14 protein-coding genes and 3 pseudogenes are annotated in these 18,277 nt (G+C 58.6%); 3 read left to right on the top strand and 14 right to left on the bottom strand.

The features are described from left to right. Nucleotides 1-1,163: 1,163 nt before the first annotated feature. Complete coding sequence (locus EJ072_RS37535) at nt 1,164-1,688, bottom strand: transposase (RefSeq protein WP_245265439.1); 525 nt, start codon at nt 1,686-1,688, stop codon at nt 1,164-1,166. A gap of 91 nt (nt 1,689-1,779) precedes the next feature. After that, a pseudogene (locus tag EJ072_RS37530) lies at nt 1,780-2,154 on the bottom strand (IS110 family transposase); the annotation flags it as partial. Nucleotides 2,155-2,855: 701 nt separating this feature from the next. Here EJ072_RS37530 and EJ072_RS16660 point away from each other — a divergent pair. After that, nucleotides 2,856-3,773: a LysR family transcriptional regulator gene (locus EJ072_RS16660; RefSeq protein ID WP_024505887.1), complete on the top strand. Its 918-nt coding sequence runs from the start codon at nt 2,856-2,858 to the stop codon at nt 3,771-3,773. Between the two features lie 48 nt (nt 3,774-3,821). Here EJ072_RS16660 and EJ072_RS16655 read toward each other — a convergent pair whose 3' ends face one another. The 11 genes from EJ072_RS16655 to EJ072_RS16605 form a co-directional block, all read right to left on the bottom strand. Then, a complete protein-coding gene (locus EJ072_RS16655; RefSeq protein ID WP_024505888.1) occupies nt 3,822-4,625 on the bottom strand; it encodes a TIM barrel protein in 804 nt (267 codons plus the stop codon). Between the two features lie 164 nt (nt 4,626-4,789). Continuing rightward, nucleotides 4,790-5,851: a LacI family DNA-binding transcriptional regulator gene (locus EJ072_RS16650; RefSeq protein ID WP_024505889.1), complete on the bottom strand. Its 1,062-nt coding sequence runs from the start codon at nt 5,849-5,851 to the stop codon at nt 4,790-4,792. Between the two features lie 272 nt (nt 5,852-6,123). After that, nucleotides 6,124-7,410 (bottom strand): dicarboxylate/amino acid:cation symporter, encoded by a 1,287-nt coding sequence (locus tag EJ072_RS16645; protein WP_126063813.1) that lies wholly within the window; start codon nt 7,408-7,410, stop codon nt 6,124-6,126. Between the two features lie 377 nt (nt 7,411-7,787). Further along, nucleotides 7,788-8,549 carry a sulfotransferase gene (locus EJ072_RS16640; protein WP_024505871.1) on the bottom strand — a complete coding sequence of 254 codons (762 nt, stop codon included), beginning with the start codon at nt 8,547-8,549 and terminating at the stop codon, nt 7,788-7,790. Between the two features lie 289 nt (nt 8,550-8,838). Next, entirely contained in the window at nt 8,839-9,627 is a 789-nt protein-coding gene (locus tag EJ072_RS16635; protein WP_029356621.1) for an ABC transporter permease, read from the bottom strand. A 3-nt stretch (nt 9,628-9,630) separates the two neighbouring features. Then, nucleotides 9,631-10,545, bottom strand: a complete 915-nt coding sequence (gene nodI / locus EJ072_RS16630; protein WP_024505873.1) for a nodulation factor ABC transporter ATP-binding protein NodI — start codon at nt 10,543-10,545, stop codon at nt 9,631-9,633. 260 nt (nt 10,546-10,805) lie between these two features. After that, entirely contained in the window at nt 10,806-12,131 is a 1,326-nt protein-coding gene (gene nodC, locus EJ072_RS16625) for a chitooligosaccharide synthase NodC (protein ID WP_032899868.1), read from the bottom strand. 15 nt (nt 12,132-12,146) lie between these two features. Beyond that, on the bottom strand, nt 12,147-12,806 hold the full coding sequence (gene nodB / locus EJ072_RS16620) for a chitooligosaccharide deacetylase NodB (RefSeq protein WP_126057632.1): 660 nt from the start codon (nt 12,804-12,806) through the stop codon (nt 12,147-12,149). Further along, complete coding sequence (locus EJ072_RS16615; RefSeq protein WP_024505875.1) at nt 12,803-13,393, bottom strand: NodA family N-acyltransferase; 591 nt, start codon at nt 13,391-13,393, stop codon at nt 12,803-12,805. Before EJ072_RS16615 ends, nodB begins: the two co-directional genes overlap by 4 nt. A gap of 853 nt (nt 13,394-14,246) precedes the next feature. After that, nucleotides 14,247-15,455: a beta-ketoacyl-[acyl-carrier-protein] synthase family protein gene (locus EJ072_RS16610; protein ID WP_126057631.1), complete on the bottom strand. Its 1,209-nt coding sequence runs from the start codon at nt 15,453-15,455 to the stop codon at nt 14,247-14,249. Then, entirely contained in the window at nt 15,456-15,737 is a 282-nt protein-coding gene (locus EJ072_RS16605) for an acyl carrier protein (protein ID WP_029356603.1), read from the bottom strand. 370 nt (nt 15,738-16,107) lie between these two features. Between EJ072_RS16605 and EJ072_RS36805 the strand changes: the two are divergent. Beyond that, nucleotides 16,108-16,236, top strand: a pseudogene (locus EJ072_RS36805) (LysR family transcriptional regulator); the annotation flags it as partial. A gap of 104 nt (nt 16,237-16,340) precedes the next feature. On the opposite strand, the pseudogene EJ072_RS16600 reads toward EJ072_RS36805, so the two are convergent. After that, nucleotides 16,341-16,487: pseudogene (locus EJ072_RS16600) on the bottom strand (multicopper oxidase domain-containing protein); the annotation flags it as partial. 993 nt (nt 16,488-17,480) lie between these two features. Between EJ072_RS16600 and EJ072_RS36000 the strand changes: the two are divergent. Continuing rightward, on the top strand, nt 17,481-17,750 hold the full coding sequence (locus EJ072_RS36000; RefSeq protein ID WP_024504272.1) for a hypothetical protein: 270 nt from the start codon (nt 17,481-17,483) through the stop codon (nt 17,748-17,750). Nucleotides 17,751-18,277: the final 527 nt, after the last annotated feature.

The following is an 18,277-nucleotide window of genomic DNA, read 5'->3' as shown; positions in this document are numbered from 1 at the left end:
GGCGCGCCGCGTCGCGAAAGCCATCACGCTTGGGCAACTGACAAAGCCCAATGCTCATAAAGCCGGATCAGGTCCGGCCGGTGTGTGGCGTAGGTGCAGTATGACGATGTGAGCCGCTACACCGTGCGCGTCTCCCAGTCTGTCCATAGGCTCGGAAGAAGTCGGACCCGGTCAGTTGCAACTCCCTTTCCCAGCACTCCACTGCCCGGTAGAGCGCATGAAAAATCTCCTTTCGGGCGGTTTCTTAAGACGCTCGCCACGCCATGAGGCAGTGGGGGCATCGGTGTGCGTCAGGTGCTTCTGCCCATGCAGGATTCCAGAACATTGATGAAATCGTTTGTTTCGATGAAAGGCATCCACACTTTGGATAGTTGACCACGCGTTTCAAAGATCGTGAACTACATCTCGTCGTTGTGCTCGACGCACTCCCGACAGAGCGCAACCTCATGGGCGCGGCATGCAGGATTAACCGAGCCCAGCCGGTCATGAGTGCGGCCGGCGCTCGGCTGCTCGATTATTTGCGCGATAAGCTCGCGACCATGTCCGCGGAGGTATTCAAACTTAACGCTGCGTCCGGGAGCTCTTGCCCTCCAGTTCGCGACGCTCTCCCGCCCATCCAGTGCTCGTTTATTTCGTCGGATAGTTTGACCCGGCTCTACCGAATCGCCGCTTCAGGATCATTCTTCCCGATTTCGTCACGCTCGTATTTTCTGCCGCGTCCTACACCGATTGGGCGCGAACAAAACTGAGCGCCTTGGAACCCGAACCCGTGCGTCGTGACCGGGAGCATCCGGGGCGAACTCATCCGCTCGGGGGCATCGCATCACCGGACGGCGACAGGCACGGTCGACCGGCATCTCGGCATCGGCTGGGAATTCGTCCATGGTCTGCATTGGCGACGACGCTTCCTGAGGCCACGTAGCCCTTATGCCAAGCTGGGCGCCCGGTTTGCGGCATCCGTGCCTACCCTCTTCGGACCTCGTGGGTTCCAACCGGCGACGAGGCGTGCATAGGCGCCCTCGGCCTGCTCCACCCAGCGGCGCTCTTCTTCCCGGTGGCTCTTTATGTTGTAGGCGTGCGCTCCCTTTTGGCCGCGCACAGCCTTGCTCCCGGCCTTGAGTTCCACATCGCGCAAGCTTCTTGGCATGCAGGGAGGGTCGAGCCTACGCGTAACTCTCGCCCTTCTCAACAGATGACAGATCACGACAGAGAGTTTGCGTGCGGTTGCCACGGCCGCGACATGCTGTCCGCGCCGGGCTCGCACGCCGCAGGGAGAAGGCTCGCAACGGTCCGGGAGCACGAGCGGCCGCCCAGGCCGCCTCGACGAGCATGCCGCGCGCATGACCACGGCCCTGCTTGGTGATCCGCCCATGGTAGGCCGGACCTGGCCGGACTGCTGGACGCTTGGGTTCAACCCGAGATAGGTCACGAGCTTCTGCGGATCGTCGAAGCGCGACACGTCGCCGATCGCCGCCCTTCATCGCCAGCGCGACGGTGATGTCGACGCCGGGAATGGTCATCAGCCGCTTCACGCCTTCATCCTCGAGAGCCGAGCGGACAAGATCGCGTTCGATGACCTGGAGGTCTTCGCCCAATCGGTCGAACTCGCGCAGATGCCCATCGATCGCGAGGCGCTCGTCCTGCGGTACGACCTGCTCGATTACCAGGTCCGACCCTTGGCGCCGCACAGGTCGGCATGCGGGCAGGACGGATCAGGTGGCTATGAAGGATCGACTGGATGACGCTCTTCAATCGAGATCTCTGTCGGACAATCTGATTGCGCCGTGTCACCTGTCGACGCAGAGCCTGCGTCGGCTCGTCCGCAATCCAGACTTCTGGCAAGAAGCCGCTGGCATAGAGCTGCGCAAGAACGTCGGCGTCGATCGTCGTTTTGATCTTGGCATAGGCAACGATAAACACCTGTTTCGGCTTGGCGATCCCCACCTTCTTCACATGCGGCGCAATCACAGCTGCAGCGGACGTCGCGCTGCCGGTGGCCTCGATCACCCCGACATCGTTCGGCGACAGCTTCGCGGCGAACGCCGCCAGCAGATCGCGCCGCATGTCGACGCGGCCGAGTCGCCTGAGCCTGCCCTCCTCCCATGCCACTGCTTCGGCGAAGGCGCGGTGAATATCCAGTCCGATGATAAGCATGCCCGTTCCTCCTTCTTGGCTCGGTCAAAGACGGGAGCTGGCGGGCAACACGACATCTACTGATCCGCGCTCGCAGCGCATCCGGGAAAGTCGCCAGGGGCGGCCATGTAACGAGCTCGGGCTCTCAGCCCACGGTCTATTGACGGCCTGCCTGCACCTTTGTGCTCCCGGTGCCCCACGTCCCGGATGGGCTCACCATAAGGGCGTTCCAAAACAAGAACAGCAGGACGAGAAGACACCACAGATCACATACCGGATAGCGGCAAGGCCAAGCGCTTCGTTCAGATAGGCTTGCGCCAATGGGCTTAGGCCGAGCCTACAACAGCTCTCAAAAACGCTGCCGGACTGCTGCATTGGCTCGCCGATACAATTGGCACAGGCCTCACGGCAGCTTAGGATCAAACCGCCCATCAGTCGCCTCGGACTGGAAAGGTGCACCCTATTAGATTCCACGCCCAGCTAGGTCGGGGCCGCCGAAGACGCTGGTTGATAGCCCGGCGCCATCGGCCCGGCGTTTCAAACTGCCAATCTCTGACCTGCACAGTACGAACGATTGCTCGCTTCGGCAGATCACGCGGCTCATATGTCGGACCTTAACGTCATCCATCATAAACTTTTTGCGACAAAAGATTGCAAGAATGCTAAATTGTTAAAGTCGTTTGTTTCGGTTAAAGGCATCCATCCCATGGATGGCTGATGACATGCGTTTCAAAGGACTTGATCTAAATCTCCTCGTTGTGCTCGACGCACTCCTGACGGAGCGTAATCTCTCGGCGGCGGCACGCAGGATCAACCTGAGTCAGCCCGCCATGAGTGCGGCCGTCGCCCGACTGCGCGATTATTTCCGCGATGAACTGTTTACGATAAGAGGTCGCGAACGATTTCTAACCCCGCGTGCGGCAGCATTTGCCCCCGCAGTTCGCGACGCTCTCCAGCACATCCAGTGCTCGATTATTTCTTCGGATCCGTTTGACCCAGCTCGAGCCGATCGCCTCTTCAGGATCATTCTTTCCGATTTCGTCACGCTCGTGTTTTTCGAAAAGCTTGTGGAGCGTATTTCACGGGAAGCCCCCGCCGTCAGCTTCGAACTGCTGCCTGTCGACGATAGCCCCGATGAGCTTCTCCGGCGCGGTGACGTCGATTTTCTAATTCTACCGGATATGTTCACGTCGAGTGTGCATTCAAGCATTGCGCTGTTTGACGAGAAGCTCGTGTGCGTAGGCTGTCCCACAAACAAGCAGCTGCCACAGCAGCTTACATTCGAGAGATACATGTCGATGAGGCACGTCGCGGTCAGGTTCGGGCGTACGATGAAGCCGTCTATCGAGGAATGGTTTTTGCTTGAGCATGGCCTTAAGAGACGTGTCGAGGTCGCCGTGCAGGGCTTCAGCATGATTCCACCTATGGTGTCCGGCACAGCTCGTATAGCGACCATGCCCTTACGGCTGGTCAGGCATTTCGAAAAAACGTTCCCCCTGCGGGTTATCGAACTTCCGCTGCCATTTCCCACATTCACCGAGACCCTCCAATGGCCGGCCCTCCACAATAGCGATCCGGCAAGCATCTGGATGCGGGAGATAATGATACAGGAGGCATCTCGGATGGCTGCCCCGCTGTGAACCCTCGGAAAATTCAGGCGCACCTATAGTCACTACACCTGTCACCATCTACTTTGACGACAATAGCCCTCGCCGGATAAAGTCGATGCTGGCGGCAAGTGCGCCTGCGAGATCGTCCAGAGAATGGACTTCCTCGATCAGCTCGAACGAGAAAGGTCCCGCGTAGCCGCCATCCAGCAGCGCCTGAATCTGGCTGCCATTGTCGGAACCTGCAAGAAAGCGATCGGGGTAAATCCAGAAGGTCGGGTCGTTTACGCTTGAAATGTGCACCAGGCCGGTAAGCTCGCAGAACAGGCATGTCTCCCCGGCCAGGGTGTGGTGGAACGTGTCGTGCACGAGGCGAAAGACGGACTGGCCATCAACCGCGGCAACGGCCTCGGCCGCTTCCTTCTTTGATCGAAGCGAGCAGGTTCGGAAACCCAGCGGCTCGATGAGACCGATCAGACCCCGCGACTGGAGGATTGGCTTGATCTCGTTTAGAGCGAAACGAAGATTGTCCTGGCGCTCGCTATTGGTGGGCCACGAGCTGCGGTTGGCCGGCACCAACACGAGCGTCTCTGCCCCGCACGCCGTCGCATAATCGGCGAGGTTGCTTGCCTCGGCCTGACGCGTTGGAGTCCAGTCGTTGAACCGCTGCAAGGCGTTGACAGAGATGATCGTGACGCCCGCTTCGGTAGCGGCAAACCGAACGTCCGCAGCCGGAATGCCGCGTGCGACAGGATTGCTGAAATGAGGGTAACGGATTTGGACGTCGGTCAGGCCTTGGTCACGGGCAAGCGCGAAAAGCGCACTGACGTCAAGGCGGGGCGCCGCCATGTGATCGAGTGCAAAGCGGGGCGATACCTGGCGCATTGCTTGACTTTCCTTCCATGAAGCGCGGCTGCCATTTCGGCATCCGGCTTCTTTCAAGACGGAACCACGCCGGTTCACAGATCGGACAGAGACGGCCGAGTCAATCGAGCTTTCCTTTCATCGGTGAAAGGAAAATGGGCGCTCATGATAGAAATCCATCAAGGTCAAATATTTTCCGGAAGATAAATGTCGAACGGCAGAAATGTCTGCCCCGGGCTCTCCGCGACGCCGGCTTTGATGGCCCGCTCCATTGCCATTATCAGCTCCTGGCAAAGTCGGCGCATTGGCGTGCCGACCGCCATCGTCAAGATGTCATCCGCAAGCGCCCCACGTGACTGCGGCGTCATTTCACTCACGATCGCGACGAGATCCTGACCGCTCCCCTCTTCTCGGAGCGCGGAAATTGCTCCCTCTATACCCCCGCCGGCCATATAGAAGCCGACGAGCTCTGGTTCCCGCTGCATAAGATCCAGCAATTTTTCGTAAGTGAGCTGCCGTTCATCAAGGTTCACGAGCGGATCAAGCACCTCGAATTTGGGCGCGTTCTCACGAAAATAGGCACGAAAGGCCGTTTCCCGCGTCGCATGCGCCTGGAAGCGATGGCTTCCGACAAACACCGCCACCTTGCCGGGCCGTTTTGCGGCCTTGGAAAACACCCAAGCGGCAGTCCGTCCGACCTTGCTGTTGTTGAGGCCGATGTAGCCCTCGCGCACGCCATCGGCGAAGTCGGATAACAGCGAAAATACCGGGATACCTTTCGCCTTGAGCTCCTCGACTGATGCTGTGATTTTCGGGTGATCGGCCGCCACCATGGCGATCGCCTGGCAGCGGCTTCCAAGGTCCTTAAGAAGCGGGAGCAGGTCACGCGGCAAATGTGACTGCGCGAACTCGATGATCGGAAGGCCGTGGAAGGATTTAGCCATACTGACCGACTCTTCAATATTGCGAGCGAAATCTTGGTAAAAATCGTGGGCAGGTTTTCTCAAGATGAAGCCCAGCTTGTAGTGCGGCAGGTGCTGCTGCAAGCGCTGTTTGATGAGACCGGCAGCATGATAGCCGATCGCGTGCGCGGCCGCATGGACCCGCTGGGCGGTCTCCTCTCGCACCGGAAGGCGGACGTTCAGAACCCGATCGACTGTTGCTACGCTGACTCCGGCTTCGCGGGCGAGATCGGCAATTGTGACGCGCTTTCCCCTAGCGATTCTGATCGGCCGGTCCTCCGTCATCCGGTGCGATCCCGCGACGGCTTGGGGCGGCAAGCTGAAATAGTTACCACACCCCACGGTTGATAACGCATTCGACGAACAGCGCTCCATGCGGACCCAGATGAGTTTCCGTGAACCGTTCGTTTGCTTAGGGGCTTCATGGTGTTGTATTACTCTCCGCGTTAGTACACTATTTCCAGCGCTCTTTGGAGGCCGGCAATTCGACTGCTGTGAAGGCCGTGACTTACACGTCGCGCTATTGCTTGCTTGCGGGGAGCCCGTTTGATGTAACCCTAACCGCGGAAAGCGGCTTCCATCCGGGACTGGTCCAATTCGCCTTCCCAGCGAGCGACAACGAGCGATGCCACCGCATTACCGACTAAATTCGTCAGCGCGCGGCATTCCGACATGAAGCGGTCCACGCCAAGAATTAGAGCCATTCCGGCAACGGGAACACTCGGCACGACAGACAGAGTAGCGGCCAATGTGATGAAGCCGGCGCCGGTGACGCCTGCCGCACCCTTCGAGGAAAGCATCGCAATTAGCAGCAGGAGGATCTGATCGGCAATTGACAAATCTGTGTTCGTCGCCTGCGCGATGAAGAGGGCGGCGATCGTCATGTAGATATTGGTGCCGTCCAGATTGAATGAGTATCCAGTAGGGATGACGAGACTTACGACCGAACGCGCGGCGCCGGCCTTCTCCATCTTCTCCATGAGCGAGGGCAGCGCGGCCTCCGAGGAGGACGTTGCCAGGACAAGCAGCAGCTCGTCCTTGATGTAGCGGACAAGAGAAAAGATCGAGAAGCCGTTGCAGCGGCAGACCACGCCGAGAACCCCGAACACGAAGAGGAAGGCGGTCAGATAGAACGTCGCGACCAGTATCGCGAGGTTGGCCACCGAACCGATTCCGTATTTGCCGATCGTAAAGGCCATAGCGCCGAAGGCGCCGATGGGTGCAGCCTTCATCAGAATGCCGACGAGCTTAAAAATGGGGGCGGTGAGCGCCTGGAGAAAGGTAACGACCGGCCTGCTCGTCTCTCCGGTCATCGCCAGAGCAATGCCGAACAAGACCGAGAAGAACAAGACTTGCAGGATGTCGCCTTCCGCGAAGGCACTGGCAATCGTTGACGGGATGATGTTCATCAGGAAGCTGGTCACGGACTGCTCGTGAGCCGTGGCCACATAGCCCTTAACGGCTTCGACATCGAGCGAGGCCGGATCGATGTTGAGGCCGGCGCCAGGCTGAACGATATTCGCGACAATCAGCCCGACAACGAGTGCAAGCGTCGAGAAGGTAAGGAAATAAACCATCGCCTTGGCGGCAACTCGGCCGACCTTCTGCAGATCGCTCATGCCGGCAATGCCGGTCGCAATTGTCAGGAAGATGACAGGTGCGATAATCATCTTGATGACTTTGATGAAGGCATCGCCGAGCGGCTTCAGGCTTTGGCCGGTTTCCGGATAGAGGTAGCCAATTGCGGCTCCAAGGACCATGGCGGCAAGTACCTGCACGTAGGTCCGGGCAAAATGGCGCTTGCGGGGCGCTGCGATCGCGCGGGGGACTCTTGGAACCAACATCGTTTCTCTCTCCCTGACCGGATCGGGGTGGGGGCTCCTCCTTCTCCCATGCTGCGCTCCGGTCGAGCGCTGCTGTCATCTCGGAGCAAGCGCCGTGCCAACTGGACGCCTGTCCCGTCCAGCGAGATTGGTGCAGTTGCGCACTGGAACCCTCCACCTTGCCGGAATTCTGCACTCGAGGCTCGCCAAAGATCGCGTCTGAGGAAGTGCTTCATCAGAGAGGGAATTGACCAGGTCGCCTTGCGCCCGTGCCCTTTGATGTTCGCCGCAGATCGACTGCCGGTTGCCTTGGTGACTTTGGTTTGTCAGTTTTGGAACGGAATGCGCGCAAACTGCAGGATATCCTACACGCCCATCAGAGCACGCGGTACAAGCGATTAAGCGTAGGAGCGCATTGAATCTCCGAGGTCAAAAAATCTTGAATAAGGTCCGCGTGCGAAGTGAATCCGCAACTCGTCAAAGTTCTCCACCGTTTGATCAAGCGGTCGCGTTTCCTGGCGCTGCAAGATGGCGTTATCTGATGGCTCAAGCGCTGGAACGCCCAGGAAATCCCAAACCGCTCCCAAGCATTGGGCAGGTTCGTGAAGTAGGCTCTCGTATTCCATTACAAGCAGGTTGGTCGACGTGAAGGAGTCCATAACGCGAGCGTGAAAATCGTCGGCGGCTTTGAAATAAGCCTCACAGTCGGCGATTGACAACCTGACGCTCGGTGGCCGAGCGGTATCGTTGTCCGAGCTGAACTTCAGCCACTGACCGCTTTCCCTGGCCTGCACAAAGGATCGGAGCGATTCCAATACGTTTCGGCGAACAACGAGGATGACCTTGAGTGCTGGCCAACGAGCTAATTCCGCAAAGAATGCTGGACGCTCGCGAAACTGAGGTTCATTGATCTTGCAGCCAAGATGCGTCACATTCTTGTAGTCGCGCATAGGGCAGCGCACATAGGCAAGCTCAAGAAGCTCGCGATCCGTGCCTAGCAGGCGATCCGTGCTGGGCCAATTGGGATCATATTCGTTTAGCAACTCACCGTTACTCAGAACGGTCGGATGCTCGTTTAGCAATTCTTCTAAATAGTGTGTTCCGGTCCTTGGCATAGCAAGGATCACAAAAGGCTCAGGAGTTGGTTCGTTGTGGGTCATTGCATGTGTATCCAACTAAATAATGGCCGCGACGGTCTGGGGACGCGCACAAGAAGCTTGGCTGCTATCGCTTGAACGCTCCGGGTGGGTCCGCGCGCCTCACCACCCAGCCTGTACTCCGAGGTGTGGTCGCGAAGATGGGCGCGTGCCTGCAGCGGCTGGGTGGCGCCCGGCTTCGGCGTTGTTGTACCACTCGCGATTCCTGGCACACGCATGCCTCCGGGCCGCTGGGGGCAGTTTGCAATCCGGCATTGCGGACCTCCTTCTCGTTGATGGGCGTAGGTAAGCGTCAACGCATTAGTCGTCGATGAAACAGTCCAGCCGACAGAAAAAAAGGCAATACAGCGAACATGCAAAGTGCGCCTATATGCAGCCCTACATTGTCGCCCAGGCGGCCGAGCATCACCGGACGGATTAGATCGATAGAATTCGCCAGCGGCGAGAAGGCCGCAATCTGCTGAAACACTCCTGGCAATTGGCCGACTGGAAAAACCGCGCCCGAAAGGAACAGCATGGGTGTGATGACAAGCGTCTGATAGAAAATAAAATAGTGATAACTGGGCGCGAGCGCGATGACGAGCATGGCCAGGCTCGCAAAGGCGAACCCGGTGAGAGCGATGACCGGCAGCACGTAGAGAACCGACGTCCACGCGGCATAACCTAGCGCGGCGGCAACAATCGCAATTGTCGTACCGGCCAGAAAGGCCTTTGTGGCTGCCCAGGTCAATTCACCGAGAACGATGTCGCCGAGGGTAAGTTGTGTGTGCAGGATTGCTTCCCAAGTGCCCTGATCGCGCATTCGACCGAAAACCGCGTAAATTGTTTCGAAGGTTGATGCTGTCATCGCGCTCGTCGCAACCATGCCGGCTGCCAGAAAGGCGATGTAGGATGCACCTTCGATGCGGCCTACCAACAGTCCAAGGCCAGTGCCGAGCCCGAAAAGGTAAATCATCGGATCAGCAAGGGTGCCGAGCATTGAAGCAAATGCCACCTTCTTCCATGCCAGATGATTGCGGCGCCACACCGCGATCCAGTTCCAGGCGTTGGCGGGTAGAGCGGCCGCAAAACGTTCACCCATTGCTCACTTCTCCATCTCACGTCCGGTTAACCTCAAGAAAACGTCCTCCAGACTGGGTGGACGCTCTAGAATACGCAGACCCGCTCGACCGCGAAGCTGGATGCGCACATCCTCCGGCTCAGGCGCATAGCAAAAGAGCGTCTCGCCGCTTACCTCGACACGCTGAACGTACGGTCTGATCAGCGAAATCAGCTCCTGTGGATTGCCGCCGAAGATCTCGATCACGTTGCACCCAATGTACTCGTCGATCAGCGCATGAGGACTGCCCTCGGCGATCTTGCGTCCCCGCTCGAGAACACACAGCCGATCACAAAGCCGCTCAGCCTCTTCCATGAAATGGGTGGTCAAAATGATCGTTTTTCCGCTCGCCAGCAGGAAACGAAGTCGCTCCCAGATCAGATGGCGGGCATGCGGGTCGAGGCCGGTCGTGGGCTCATCCATCACAAGCAACTGGGGGTCGTTGATCAGAGCACGTGCCAGCGTCAGGCGCCGCTTCATCCCGCCGGATAGCAGGCCGACACGTGAATCCGCCTTGCTCTCAAGGCGAGCGAACTCGAGGAGCCGTGGGATGACGGCGTTGATCTCTCTTGTACTCATGCCGAAGTAGCGCCCGAACACCAACAGGTTCTCGCGTACCGTAAATTCCAGGTCGAGATTGTCGAACTGCGGGACCACGCCTATGCCCTTGCGGGCCAAGCGGCTGCGTGCCGGCACTGGTAGACCGAGGACTGTTATATCACCCGCGTCAGGCCGGGTCATACCGAGGAGCATACGCGCAATCGTGCTCTTGCCTGCGCCGTTCGGCCCCAGCAGACCGAAGCACTCTCCCGATGCAACGGTGAAGGACAGCCCGTCCACAACGAGCTTGTTTCCGAATAATTTGGTTACGCCGGTAAGGTCGATTGCTACATTGGACATGCGTCTATCTCAAGCGGAATGAGTCCGATTGGCCACCGGCAGCTTACTTGCGAATTCTGGTTCAGAGCAGGCCACCGCCTTGAGATGGCACCTTTGGAAAGTCGCGGCCGGAGCGACGCGTGTATCGCTTCCGCCAAAGAATAACGTCAAGATGCCACGTGTCGCTTCCAGATAGTTCCCGTTCTGACCATAGGTAACTCGAAAGCTTCACCCCGTGTCGACTGACACAACTTACTCGGTCACTCGGCGCTGCAAGGCCGTCAGACTTCACCAGCTGTGAGCGAAAGATCTGCAGTATGAAGTGACTCCGCAATTCCAGAATTGCCCGCAGCATTTGCTCCGGCAAGCGGCATCGCGCTTGTGATTTCCTTTGTGCTCCTGTTGGGCAGGGGAACACTTTTACGCGACAGCCAATCGCTATTGCTCAATGTACACAGGGCGTAAGCCTTCAAGGGGATCAACAGGAATATCCTGATTAACGCGTGCATTGAATAGCCGATGAATCGAAGCTGCCGAGTGCGGAAAGATAACACCGTAGATCTGATTATGGTCATCGTGACAATAGCCAGCACCGTCCACCAATTTACTGTATGTGAAAATAGTAGCTCACCGAGCGCCGTTACTACCGCGATGCCGAGCAACAATGGGCCGAGATTCTCTCCCATCACATCCAAAGTTAGATAGCGATCCAGGCCACGCAGTAGACCTCGCGCAAGCATCGTGTCCCGGAAGGTGCTTCGTGCCCAGCGGAGTTGTTGGCGCAAATAAGGTCCCATCTTGTCCGGAACGACTGTCGCCGCGACGGCACCTGGAACGTACTCGGTTCGAAAGCCTGCTTTCAGCATGAGGATCGTAAGATGACGGTCTTCACCGAAGTCGCTTGGTTTCCCCCTGAACAGCTGCGTCTCGTATTGATCCAGCAGAGAAAGGAGACAAGACCGGCGGTACATTGCACATGGGCCGCAGCAGCACATGACCGCACCAAAGCGACCTTGCGCCGCGCGCTCCTCATTGCAAGCCAGCCAGTATTCCATATCGATCAATCGGGTCAACCAAGTGTCGCTGCGGTTGTATGCCGTCAGCTGGCCCATGGCCGCTCCGACCATGGAATCCCGCATTTTTACTGCAAGCTTTGTGATGACGTCGGACGCAAGTGTCGTGTCAGAGTCGACGCTGAGCACGAAATCTCCAGATGAGCGGCGGATGGCGGCGATCTGCGCCTTGCGTTTGCCAACATTCTCGCGGAGCAGAATGAAATTGAATCTCGGGTCGCCCTCGTAGGCGTGATGTACCGGGATGACGGCATTACGATTTCCAGAACCGTCGTCAACCAGATAGACCTGAAATGTTCCGGCGTAATCTTGATTTGCAATGGAAGCTAAACACGCCGCGAGTGTGCGCGGGTCCTCATTGTAGCAGGGGATAATGACATCCACGCTCGGCCAACGGTCGGATCCGAACAAGCTTTCCGACGGCGGCGTAACATTTTCCGGTTGGGAGTAGACCGCTTGCATGCCTCTGTAAACAGTCGAGAGCACCGCATAAGACGAAACGGCAACAGTACTGGCTGTGGTGAGAAGGTCCATAGGATCTCTGTTTGTTCAGGGGTGTTGAGGAAGTGATCGGATTACAAATCCGCGGCCGTGCAATTCTGGAATTAGGCGTGACAACGCTGTCACCGTCTGGTCGCGCAGACTGGCTTGATTGCCTGGTTGCAATTCGTCGGGAGCGCACCCGTCGTGCAACAGCACGATTGCGCCCGGCCGGATATCGGCGAGCACTCTGTCGACGATGGCGTCAACGCCGGGGCGAGACCAGTCGCGTGGATCAATGGACCAATGGACGGGCGCCAATGCCGCACCCGCTGATGCAGCGATTACTTCTTCGGTCCAGATGCCATACGGTGCACGAAAGTACCGAACCATGGCCTGCGGGCAAGCCATCCCTATGACTCTGTTTGCCTCAACTATCTGGCAGTCGACTTCGACGGACCCGCATTTGGCCAGGTCCGGATGAGTCATCGTGTGGTTGGCTATACCGTGCCCGTCTGTAATAATTCGGCGAACGAGTTCCGGCTCGTCGGCCGCGTAGGCCCCAACAACGAAGAAGGTCGCCGTCACCTGATGTTGCGCCAGCACATTGAGTATCTGCGGTGTGAAAAATGAATTGGGACCATCGTCAAACGTCAGATAGACGCTGCGCTCTGCAGTGCCATCGGCATTGTCACTCTGCCCTTCGCATATGTAGTCCAGAGGCTTCATAGTTCCGGACCGTTCCGGTCGATCAGGGTACCGGACGGCCACTCGTCCATCGAGCGTCCGATCGGCGAAACCAACACGAGTACGTCTTCCAGGCGCGTGGGCGGCAGGTCGGGATGCACATCTGGACGGGTCGATCGTACGCGAACGCCCGACACAATGTTCGCGAGGCCGGCTCTGCAGAATCTTTCGACATGGTTTCGCAGCGCGTGCCGAACCGTGCCGAAAGCGAATGGAACACCCAACTGATGGAGCACTGGGTACGCCACGCGCATCGAAAAACCGATTCCGAGCCCTTCAAGATCCGGACGAACCGCGTACAGGCCCAATTCAGCGACGATCAAGTCGACCTCGCCAACTTTGATGAAGCGCCGCAGCATGCCGATGTGAGCCGCTACCCCATGCGCGTCGTAGCCGATTGCGCGGAATTCCGGCCTCGCGCCGGCCCAACTGCGGCCGCCTTCGAATGGCTCCGCGTTGAAGGCGCCAGTCCGTCCATAGGTCTTTCGAAAAAAGTCGGAGAGTTCGACATGGTCGGCCAGTTGCAGCTCATTTTCCCAGCACAACTTCCAATCGACATTCGGGCGCATGGAAGACCTCACCTTGGAGCTGTCTGGTTGAGATAAATGTCCAAGCATTGGTTAAATAATTGGCATCGCACCAACGGGGCGTAACTTGGGGAGACCGCCGAAAGACCAAGCCGTAATGCAGATGCGACTGACTTTGTGCGCCCCGCACACCAGATGATGCTCCTCGGATCCAACGCAACCATGGGAACTACCTATCTTTCCAACTTGAAGCGCCTCTATGGGACCTGCAGCAAAAACGGTAAAATCCTTTGTTTAGATGAAAGGTATCCACGCTTTGGATAACTGGGCGAATGCGTTCCATATGGCTGGTCAATTATCGTCGTCACGCTCGAGGCACTTCTGACGAAGCGCAAAGCTCACGCCCGCGGCACGCGCGGCCGTTGCCGGGCCGCGCGATTATCTCCGTAAGAGCCGAGCGGAGCTCAGACACGACGATTGATCAGAATCTGATTCGCGGGTTCAGTATCTCTTTCGTGTATCCAGCTCTGGGCTGTCCTTTGGCGGGAGTTAGGTTCGCCCAGGTTCTGAGCCTGGGGCGTCGGCCCGTTCGCCGCACAGGCTCCTTCGCACATCGTCGAGGCCGAGAAAGAGGGGGCCACACAGCTCCCCCTGTACTTTCCACCACCCGACACCAGCGCTCACCCAGGGCGCCGGCCTTGCTCACCTCAACGGATAGCGCACTCGCGCCGCTTCACGATTAAAAGAATTCTACAAGCAGATGCCTGTTTGATCGTGAGACGTCCGCTGCCAATTCCCGCATCGCAGAGGCAGCCAATAGCGCTCGCTTCACATAGTGGTCCGGCAAGCAGCTAGATACGACAGGTGACCTCAAATGAGGCGTCTTGCATGGCTTCTACACCTGCCTGAATGCCAGAACTGCGTTCGTACCGCCCATGGCGAAGGCGTTGCTCATGGCGACGCGCACCTTGCGCTCGCGCGGCACATTGGGTGTGATGTCGAGGTCGCAAGCGGGATCTGGCTCGCGATAGTTGGCGGTCGGCGGCACGACGTCCTCTTGGATTGCCATCACGCAGGCGATCATTTCAAGCGCGCTCGCTGCGCCGAGGCAATGCGCGTGCGTGGACTTGGTGGAAGAGATGGACATCAAATAAGCGTGGTTTCCAAACACACGCTTGATCGCCGCCGTTTCAGTCTGATCATTGCTTTTGGTACCGGTGCCGTGCGCGTTGAGGTAGTCGACGTCCTCGGCATTCAGCCCGGCATCGGCAAGGCAGGCGCGCATCGCCGACGCTGGCCCCTCGACAGATGGCGCGGCAATGTGGAAGGCATCGGCGGAAAGGCCGACGCCGGCGATCTCGGCAAGAATTGTGGCACCACGCCTCGTGGCATGCTCGTAGCTTTCCAGCACGGCCATGCCCGCACCCTCGCCCAGCACCAGGCCCTTCCTATCGGCGGAGAAGGGCCGGCAGGTATCGGGTGAAAGCACGCGCATTGCTTCCCATGCTTTCAGCACGCCCCATGCGAAGGGTGCGTCGCTGCCTCCGGAAACCATTACGTCGGCCCGGCCCAGCTTGATCTGGTCCACCGCCGAGGCGATCGCATGGTTGGCCGAGGCACATGCGGAGGTCACCCCGAAGACCGGCCCGCGCAAGCCGAGGCTCAAGCTAAGATGGACGGAAGCGGCGCTGGGCATCACCTTTACTCCAGTGAAGAGTTCAGCACGGATTGCGCTACCCAAAAGCAGTGAGCGGTAAGTTTGTTCTGTTGCGTATGAACCGGTAAATCCGACGCCCACTGTCGCGCCGAAGCGATGGGCATTCCCCTCGTCCCAGGAAAGTCCGGCCTGCCGCATGGCTTCGCGCGCTGCAAGCACGGCGAGCAAGCTGAAGCGGTCCATGGAGATGAGATGCCCCCGGTTGATGTCGTGCTGGGGCAGCGCCTTGATCTCAGCGCCGGTCATGCCCTCCAGGTCATGAAGCTCGGAATTGGCGATCGGGCCGATGGCGGAGCGGCCTTCGCGCATCTCTTTCCACATAGAGGCGGCGTCGGTGCCCAGTCCGCACAGGCCGCCCACTCCGGTGATAACGACGCGCCTGTCCATTCAAGCCTCCTTCGCAAGCAAGCCGCGGACGGCTTCCACGACGTCGCCGACATTCTTGAGATTGGACCAGGCATCGGCCGTGTTCATGTCGATCTTGATGCCGTAGGCCTGCTCCACATCCCAGAGGACGTCCGCCAAACCCAGCGAATCAAACCCGAGCGCGTCCAGTTCCGTGGCGATTGTTATCTCGCCGACGAATGACGCAGGCATTCCCTCACCGCTCTCCGACTCGGCGCGTTTCTTGATCAGGGCAATGACGTCCGTTGCGAATTGATCGGCCATTCTGTTTCCTGTCTTTCTTTCCCGCGTTTCGACCTGGACGCGGCTCAGTTCCTGAGGCGCGCCGCGTCGCGAAAGCCATCACGCTTGGGCAACTGACAAAGCCCAATGCTCATAAAGCCGGATCAGGTCCGGCCGGTGTGTGGCGTAGGTGCAGTATGACGATGTGAGCCGCTACACCGTGCGCGTCTCCCAGTCTGTCCATAGACTCGGAAGAAGTCGGACCCGGTCAGTTGCAACTCCCTTTCCCAGCACTCCACTGCCCGGTAGAGCGCATGAAAAATCTCCTTTCGGGCGGTTTCTGTTCTGCCCATGCAGGATTCCAGAACATTGATGAAATCGTTTGTTTCGATGAAAGGCATCCACACTTTGGATGGTTGACACGCGTTTCAAAGATCGTGAACTACATCTCGTCGTTGTGCTCGACGCACTCCCGACAGAGCGCAACCTCATGGGCGCGGCATGCAGGATTAACCGAGCCCAGCCGGTCATGAGTGCGGCCGGCCGGGTCGGGCGATAGGCAGTCATGCCCTGCCCTTCCTGCGGGTCAAGCACTCCGAAAAAACATTTCCCCCATAAATGCTAGATCTTCCGTTGCCTTTTCGCGGGCTTCTGCGTGAGGTGAGGCACGCCATCCATGGCATGTGGCACACGCACGCGATGCCAGTGCACGGTCGTTTTCTCGGCAAGGCCGTTCTCTACCTCGACCCGCACGCGCTCGCCCTGACGGACCCGGATTTCCGGGCCTGGAACGGGCCTTCGGCGCGCAATCGAGCCCGGTTCACCCGGCCCAATGGCGTCCACTTTGGGGGCGCATGCACTGCAGACCCGCTGGACCTGATCCGGGAGAGGATGGGCGCGGCGATTGGAATAGCTATGAAAGCGCATCGGACCGTGGAACTGCGCGCGCAGACTTTCGGAGGAAGGCTCGCTTTTAAACGTTATCGTGCAACTCTGACCGTTCTTCGCCTTGGCGGGTGCCGCGGAAGAATCCCGGGTTCTGCGAGCGCTGCGAGAACACCTGCGGTCGATCCTGTACCACAATCTCGCGAAGCTCGATGCTCTCTACAAACGATGTCTTGGATTCTCACGCCCTTATTTCAGCACTTCGCTCGCTTGCCCGACTCGGCCGCGGTCAGCCTTCACCGCCAATTTTATTGGCGCAGCGACGTTCCTATCGGTTCAGGCGAAGCTTCTTGAACCTGCCGCTCTCTCGTTGCCCTGGCACGATTAATCGTCCTCTCAGTCTGTCATTGGCGGAGTCGCTCCTGAGGCGCGCGCCGGCGAGTTCGAGGAGCGCGTGGCTATCTCCTCGGTCCAGCCGGATTCCGCTGCGCGCTCAGCCAATTCCTGGAAGGCCGATTCCAAGGCGAGCTGGCATTGAAGGCCGCGGTCCGGATGGTCGACTAGCTTGGTTCCACGATCGCAATGCTTGATCGCTTCATTGCAGGCCATGGGCTCTCGCCCTCTCCTTTTGCCACACGAGGCGCCAGCTCACGTGTTGTGCGCCCCGGCAACCGCTTTCACCAGCCGCTCCAGCGATCCCGCGCGCTCCAGCTCCGCAAAGAATGATGCGGCGTGACGCTACCCAGCCGGTGCTTCTCGGCCATTTGCACACATAGGGATAGTCGACCATGAAATCGGACCGAGGCGAGGCGTTGGACGTTTCAGTCTTGGTCTGAATGCGCCGCCCACGAGCCGATCGGCCTTCTCGATGATTTGGCGCACCCTCGTTGTCGACAAGCCATGTTCCTGAGCCAGGTCGGCGAAACTCTTGCCCTTCAGAAAGCCGTCGACCAGGGCTATGTTCCTATCGACGGTCGGCTAAATCCCAGCAGGCGCGCGCAGTTTTCCGGCATCATTCCGTTTGTTCATCCGCTTGTCCGCGCCCCCTGCAAATCCTACCGGGCCAAATCGGTGCTTGGAAGACCCACTCATGTCATGGCCTCGGGAAAGTACAAGGCCGACGGTTATGTGAATACGAAAGATGCTGGCGATCACCATGATCGTTGGTGACCGCTGACCTCCCCAATGTCGGCTTCGACGGCACACCGGGAGCTCTCGGCAATGTTGAATAATTCCGTTTGAAGATGGTTGACTTCGTCGTCGAGGCTCGATCCATCAGGATCGGTATCGACGATTCTATATTTGAGAAACCCAAATTCGTTTGACTCGCGCAATTCGCTGTACGGCGTATCATCGCAAGCGCGGGATTCCGACATCCTGCGAAGTGCCCGCGTTGCTGGAATCGATTTTGCGGAAGTAAAAAGGCCCCGGCGCTGGGTCGGCGCGCAGGGCCTTCAGGCATGTACGAGCTACCAGCATGTCCAGTTATGATCGTGCGCTATCATAATGAACAAACGGTGAATGATCGCTATCCGAGGTGCAGGGCGGGCGAGATGGTGGGGCGGTGGGGGACCTGTACCGCTGCAGCGGGGCCACGAGCAGCGACTCGAGCCATGCGCCACGCTGCAGGACCTCGATTTCGGGCCAAGCCTCGAGCCCGCAACTCGCCTTGCTTCTCGGAAATCATAAGGCTTTGT

Origin of the sequence: Mesorhizobium sp. M2A.F.Ca.ET.046.03.2.1 (assembly GCF_003952425.1) — a bacterium.
GTDB lineage: Bacteria > Pseudomonadota > Alphaproteobacteria > Rhizobiales > Rhizobiaceae > Mesorhizobium.
This window is presented reverse-complemented; position numbering and strand designations above follow the sequence as displayed.

Excerpts from the sequence above, each read along its gene's own strand:
- EJ072_RS16645 (WP_126063813.1), bottom strand. The coding sequence starts at position 7,410 with ATGTTGGTTCCAAGAGTCCCCCGCGCGATCGCAGCGCCCCGCAAGCGC.
- EJ072_RS16650 (WP_024505889.1), bottom strand. The coding sequence starts at position 5,851 with ATGACGGAGGACCGGCCGATCAGAATCGCTAGGGGAAAGCGCGTCACA.
- EJ072_RS16615 (WP_024505875.1), bottom strand. The coding sequence starts at position 13,393 with ATGCGCCCGAATGTCGATTGGAAGTTGTGCTGGGAAAATGAGCTGCAA.
- EJ072_RS16610 (WP_126057631.1), bottom strand. The coding sequence starts at position 15,455 with ATGGACAGGCGCGTCGTTATCACCGGAGTGGGCGGCCTGTGCGGACTG.
- EJ072_RS16635 (WP_029356621.1), bottom strand. The coding sequence starts at position 9,627 with ATGGGTGAACGTTTTGCGGCCGCTCTACCCGCCAACGCCTGGAACTGG.
- nodB (WP_126057632.1), bottom strand. The coding sequence starts at position 12,806 with ATGAAGCCTCTGGACTACATATGCGAAGGGCAGAGTGACAATGCCGAT.
- EJ072_RS16660 (WP_024505887.1), top strand. The coding sequence starts at position 2,856 with ATGCGTTTCAAAGGACTTGATCTAAATCTCCTCGTTGTGCTCGACGCA.
- EJ072_RS16640 (WP_024505871.1), bottom strand. The coding sequence starts at position 8,549 with ATGACCCACAACGAACCAACTCCTGAGCCTTTTGTGATCCTTGCTATG.
- nodI (WP_024505873.1), bottom strand. The coding sequence starts at position 10,545 with ATGTCCAATGTAGCAATCGACCTTACCGGCGTAACCAAATTATTCGGA.
- nodC (WP_032899868.1), bottom strand. The coding sequence starts at position 12,131 with ATGGACCTTCTCACCACAGCCAGTACTGTTGCCGTTTCGTCTTATGCG.
- EJ072_RS16605 (WP_029356603.1), bottom strand. The coding sequence starts at position 15,737 with ATGGCCGATCAATTCGCAACGGACGTCATTGCCCTGATCAAGAAACGC.
- EJ072_RS16655 (WP_024505888.1), bottom strand. The coding sequence starts at position 4,625 with ATGCGCCAGGTATCGCCCCGCTTTGCACTCGATCACATGGCGGCGCCC.
- EJ072_RS36000 (WP_024504272.1), top strand. The coding sequence starts at position 17,481 with ATGTTCCTGAGCCAGGTCGGCGAAACTCTTGCCCTTCAGAAAGCCGTC.